Here is a 4,167-nt window from a genome sequence, read left to right as displayed (position 1 = left end):
CCTTCACGCCCCAGTTCGCCGCGCCCGAGCAGGTGCAGGGCGGCGAGGTGAGCACCGCCACCGATGTCTATGCCCTGGGCGTGCTGCTCTACCTGCTGCTCAGCGGCGGCAAGCACCCCACGGCCGGCGCCACCCAGGCCGATGCCTCGGCACTGGCGCGCATGCGCGCGGTGGTCGAGGACGAGCCGCCGCGCCTGTCGGACCGGCTGCGCCGCGACGACCCGAAGCGCGCGCGCGAACTGCGCGGCGACCTGGACACCATCGTCGCCAAGGCGCTGAAGAAAGCGCCCGGCGAGCGTTATGCCAATGCCGAGGCCCTGGCCCAGGACCTGCGCCGCTGGCTGGCGCACGAACCCATCAGCGCGCGGCCCGACAGCCGGCTCTATGTGCTGGGCCGCTTCCTGCGCCGCCACCGCCTGGCCGTGAGCGCCGGCAGCGCCGCGGTGATGTCCATGCTGGCGCTGACCACAGTCAGTCTGATACAGACCCATCGAGCCGAGCAGGCCGAGCGCCATGCCCAGCAACGCCGCCAACAGGCGGACGATCTACTTAGCTACATGCTCGGCGAGTTCGCAGACAAGCTACGCCCGATTGGCCGACTAGAGTTGCTCGACAGCGTAGGCGGCAAGGCGCTGACCCACTTAGCCGACGACAGCAATGCCAGCCCACACGCCCTACTGCAGCGAGCAAAGGCGCTCACAGTGCTTGGCGAAGTCCGTGTATCAAAGCGGGAGCTTGACGGCGCGTTGGAGCCACTTCGCGCTGCACAACTGCTATTGGCGACTCATTCGCCTACAGCAAACCTCACTGGCGAGTGGTACAAAGCACGCGGCGCGACCGAGTTCTGGCTTGGTCGCATCCACCACAATCAAGGCCGGCTCGGCCCCGCGCATGAAGCTTGGTCTCGCTATCGGGAGCACTGTCTGCATTGGACAGCCGCTGCGCCGCAGGACAAGCTGGCCACGCTGGAGCTCTCCTATGCGGAAAATAGTCTCGGCACACTCAACCTGGAGCGCGGCGAGCTGAAAGCCGCAGAACAGCAGTTCCGAACATCTATCGAGCTTAAAGAGCTTTCGTTCCCTGACGGGAAGCTTGGGCTACCCCAACAAGCCGAGTTGGCGGACAGTCGCAGTTGGCTAGGCACGGCACTTCTCGCGCAGGGACAGCTGCACGCGGCCGTGCAAGCGTTTTCTGAAGCCGCCCTGCAAATCTCAGCTGTCCGGGCAGCGGCGCCGGCGGACCTAGACTGGAAGTACCGGGAGGCATTGACCAGGCTTCGCCTCGCCAAGCCTTTCGCTGAACTACGGCAGCACGGCAACGCACGGCAACAACTGTTGCTTGCACGTCGGCTCCTCGAAGAGCTTCTTGAGCAAGCACCGAGCGACCAGCGTTGGGCCACAGCGATCATCGCCGTACAAGTAGAACTCCTGGAGTTGGCGCACAAGCAATACCCGCAGAATGATCGCCCCCGACTTGCGGCCGATCTGAGTGTTCTGATGGACCAGATCGACATGCTCGACAAGGCCAATCCGAAAGCCTCGTTACGCCGATTGCCACTTCGGGCTCAAATCACAGCTCTTCTTGCGGCACAGCGGCTTCCCGAAGAGCGCGTAAGGGCGCAAGCACTGCTGGAGCAACTACTTGCGCAGCTTGAACGCTTTGGAGGCGAGGGCCAAGAGTCGACCACACTCATTGGGGCGAAAGCCCGTACCCACCTTGCCCTAGCAGCACTTCGTTCGTCTGAGCGCGACAAAGCCGTTGCTCAGTCGCAATGCGAGGCGGCACGTGCGCAAATCGAAAAAGTACCCCGCCTTGTCGAGAGTCATCAGGAGATCACCCGACTCTGGGTCGCAGCACATTCCTGTCTGGGAAGGGAGATGGATGTTGCTAGCGCGAGCCGATGGCTTGCAGCGAACGCTCTTCGTGAAGATCAACGTCCATGAGCTTGTCCCAATCCGAACCAAAGCCAACAAAGAAAGGATATCTCTCCATGTCGACGAACACCTACTACGTGCTGAGCGCGCTGGACAGTAGCAAGCAGTATGCTATTTGCTCCTACTATCTCGACAAGGCTGCGACACAGCCCGCTAGTCAACCCCTGCGCATCCCGACCAATGCGGGTGCATGTCTGATCGGCCAAGCCGACGGGTCTGAGCTGCTTCTGATGGGAACGGTATTCAAGAAGCTCGGCCAGGCGCCAGCGCTCAACGCCAGCAACTTCACGCCAACAAATGACGATGGCTTTGTCAACATCACGATGCCCACACAGGATGTCGTGACCAAGGGGGTCATCCTTCTGTTCTCGAACGTCGGACCAGTGGCCTCAATCTATCCGAGCAGCGACCCGCAGGTAGTTAACGGTGACGAGTGACGCTGCATTGTCCGCACCGTCTCTGTAAGCACTATACGAAGCCTTGGCGTAAGGCACGGCGGTTGCCGGTGCCAAACTAGGCCTGCGACCGAGTTGCCCTGAGCAGTACCCCCTGACTGTTGGCCATCTTTGCTGGGTGTCACTTGAGAACAAGGGACACCCAGCTCCACGTTGCCGCCGGCGACAATGCCGGCCTTGTCGTTTCTGAACCGCCCCACCCGGCGCAGCAGACCCGAGCCGTGGCGGGTAGGCCGATGGTCAATGACGACGCAACCTGATCCCCGGCAGCCAGCAGCGCCCGCCTGCGCAACCCTGTCACACATTTGTCACACCACCCCGCAATCCTTGCAGGCTTTGTCGGCAGCCCAGGAGTGAGCCACCATGGCCAAGGATTTCGAGCAGATGGAAGACAGCAACCGCTCGGCGAATGCGAGCATCCACGAGGTCTCGGACCCCGCGCGGCGCCGCCTGCTGGGCGGTGGCCTGGGCCTGGGGGTGAGCCTGGGCCTGGGCGGCCTGCTGGCCCCGCTGGCGGGCTGCTCAAGCACCGCCACCGGCAGCAGCGGCCCCCGTTTCGGCTTCAAGAGCGTGCCGGTGTCCACGGCCGACCGCGTGCTGGTGCCCGAGGGCTACACGGTGCAGGTGATCGCGCCCTGGGGCGATCCGGTGGGCGTGTCGGGCGACAGCCCGGCCTTCAAGTTCGACGCCAGCAATAGCGCGGCCGAGCAGGAGGTGCAGCTGGGCATGCACCACGACGGCATCCACTTCTTCAGCCAGGACGGCTCCAAGAGCGGCCTGCTGGTGATGAACCACGAGTACACCGACGACGGCCTGCTGCACCCGGACGGCATGAAGACCTGGAACGCCGCCAAGGTGCGCAAGGCCCAGGCCGCGCATGGTGTCTCGGTGGTGGAAGTGGCCCAGCAGGCCGACGGCCGCTGGGAGCTGGTGCGACCCTCGCCCTGGGCGCGCCGCATCACGGCCAACACGCCCATGCAGATCAGCGGCCCGGCCGCCGGCCATGCCCTGATGAAGACGGCGGCGGATGCCAGCGGTCGCCGCGTGCTGGGCACCTTCAACAACTGCGCCAGCGGCATCACGCCCTGGGGCACCTACCTGACCTGCGAAGAGAACTTCATCAACTACTTCCGGGGTCCGGAGCAGCCCGACGCCCACCAGGCCCGCTGGGGCATGAAGAAGGGCGATGGCGGCGCCCGCTGGGCCGAGTTCGACGAGCGCTTCGACGCCGCCAAGCACCCCAACGAGGCCAACCGCCACGGCTGGGTGGTGGAGCTGGACCCCTATGACTTCAGCGCCACGCCCATCAAGCGCACCGCCCTGGGCCGCGCCGCGCACGAGGGCGCCACCGTGGCCCAGACCCGCGACGGCCGCGCCGTGGTCTATATGGGCGAGGACGCGCGCTTCGAGTACATCTACAAATTCGTCAGCCGCGACAAGATCCGCCCCGGCGGCGCCAAGGCCAATGCCGAGCTGCTGGACCATGGCACGCTCTATGTGGCGCGCTTCGAGGCCGATGGCCGCGGCCGCTGGCTGCCCCTGCGCCATGGCCAGGGCCCGCTCACCGCGGCCCAGGGCTTTGCCGACCAGGGCGAGGTGCTGGTCAAGAGCCGCCAGGCCAGCGACGCGCTGGGCGCCACCAAGATGGACCGCCCGGAGTGGATCGCCGTGGACCCGCAGGGCTTTGTGTACTGCACCCTGACCAATAACAGCAACCGCGGCGGCGCCAATCATCCAGGCGTGGACGCGGCCAACCCGCGCGCCAACAACACCATGGG

Annotated in this window: 3 protein-coding genes; all 3 read left to right on the top strand. The window is 65.1% G+C overall.

What is annotated here, in order from left to right; genetic code table 11:
- The coding region (locus tag ACOVRJ_RS11975; protein ID WP_422044076.1) for a protein kinase at positions 1–1,943 on the top strand (1,943 nt) is incomplete at its 5' end.
- A 47-nt stretch (positions 1,944–1,990) separates the two neighbouring features.
- Positions 1,991–2,371: a hypothetical protein gene (locus ACOVRJ_RS11970; protein WP_422044075.1), complete on the top strand. Its 381-nt coding sequence runs from the start codon at positions 1,991–1,993 to the stop codon at positions 2,369–2,371.
- A gap of 381 nt (positions 2,372–2,752) precedes the next feature.
- The coding region (locus ACOVRJ_RS11965) for a PhoX family protein (RefSeq protein ID WP_422044074.1) at positions 2,753–4,167 on the top strand (1,415 nt) is incomplete at its 3' end.

It is taken from the genome of Roseateles sp. (assembly GCF_049240545.1).
Classification (GTDB): Bacteria; Pseudomonadota; Gammaproteobacteria; order Burkholderiales; family Burkholderiaceae_C; genus Paucibacter_A.
This window is presented reverse-complemented; position numbering and strand designations above follow the sequence as displayed.